This is a genomic window from Mesorhizobium sp. LHD-90 (assembly GCF_030929505.1).
Classification (GTDB): Bacteria; Pseudomonadota; Alphaproteobacteria; order Rhizobiales; family Rhizobiaceae; genus Kumtagia.
This window is the reverse complement of sequence record NZ_JAVFVV010000055.1, coordinates 1-1,327: the sequence shown is the minus strand read 5'-3', so window position 1 is coordinate 1,327 and position 1,327 is coordinate 1. Positions and strand designations below refer to the sequence as shown.

Genomic DNA, 1,327 nt, shown 5'->3' with positions numbered 1-1,327 from the left:
GTGTCCGACCCTGATAGATAGGTAACAGAATGGACCTGAAGCATGGGTGACAGTTTTCTTGTCCGCCGGGAGGACCGGCGATGGGATGGCGAGAGACTTGTGTCATGGACGAGCGGCTTTTGTTTGTTGCGGCGTGTCTTGAGGACGATGAGACGATGACGGGGCTGTGCGCGGCGTACGGGATATCGCGCAAGACGGGCTACAAGTGGCTCGGGCGCTACCGGGAGCTTGGCCCCGCGGGCCTGCGCGACCTGCCGCGGGCGCCGTTGCAGCATGGACGGGCGACGCCGGCGGCGGTTGTCGAGCGGATCGTGGCGGAGAAGGAGGCGCATCCGCTGTGGGGTCCGAAGAAGATCGTGGCGCGGCTTTCGCGGGTTGATGCCGGTACTGCCTGGCCGTCGGTCTCGACGGCGGGCGCCATCCTTCAGCGGCATGGCCTCGTGGGACGGCGGCGCGCCCGCTGGAAGGGGGCGGGCAACGGACCGTGGCCGGAGCCGGAGGCGCCGAACGCGGTGTGGAGCGGCGATCACAAGGGCTGGTTCAGGACGCGCGACGGCTGGCGCTGCGAGCCGCTGACGGTGATGGATGCCTCGAGCCGCTATCTGCTGGCTCTCGAAGCGACCGGCTCGACCGGCGAGACGGAGGCCTGGCCGGTGTTCGAGCGGCTGTTTTGCGAGCATGGGCTTCCCGACCGCATCCGCACCGACAACGGCCCGCCCTTCGCGGCAAGCGGCGTCACCGGGCTGACGCCACTGTCGCTGCGCTTCATCAGGCTGGGCATCGTGCTGGAGCGCATCGACCCCGGCAAGCCGCAGCAGAACGGAGGTCACGAGCGCTTCCACCTGACCATGCTGCCGCTGGCCGAGGCGCCGGCGGCCGACCAGGCGGCACAGGCCGAAGTCTTCGACGCGTTCCGGTGCGAATACAATGAGGAGCGCCCGCACGAGGCGCTGGGCATGGACACGCCGGCCGAGCACTACCGGCCCTCGACGCGGCAAATGCCGGTCAGCCCGCCCGAGCCCGACTACCCGGCCGAGGCAGCGGTGCGCAGGGTGCGCCACAACGGCGCCGTCAAATGGCGCGGCGCGGAGATCTATGTCTCGGCGACGCTGGCCGGCGAGCCGGTCGCCATCGAGGAGACCGAGGCCGGCGAATGGGCGATGCGCTTCCACGCCCATCGCCTCGGCGTCATCGACGTGAAGCGCCGCAGGCTGGTCCGCAAAACCGCCTTGCAACCCAAACCAGCCGGCGCTTTTGCGGACCAGCAACGGGGAGAACTGTAACCCATGTATCCGGTCCATTCTGTTACCCATCCATCGGCTGGACA

Annotated in this window: 1 protein-coding gene; it reads left to right on the top strand. The window is 68.7% G+C overall.

All coding sequences use genetic code 11. The features are described from left to right. Positions 1-80: 80 nt before the first annotated feature. Positions 81-1,283, top strand: coding sequence for an IS481 family transposase (locus RB623_RS30245; RefSeq protein ID WP_308060981.1), 1,203 nt, complete (start codon positions 81-83; stop codon positions 1,281-1,283). The last annotated feature ends 44 nt before the right edge of the window (positions 1,284-1,327 follow it).

Bases quoted from the DNA above. Each gene is read 5' to 3' on its own strand.
- RB623_RS30245 (WP_308060981.1), top strand. From the start codon at position 81: ATGGGATGGCGAGAGACTTGTGTCATGGACGAGCGGCTTTTGTTTGTT.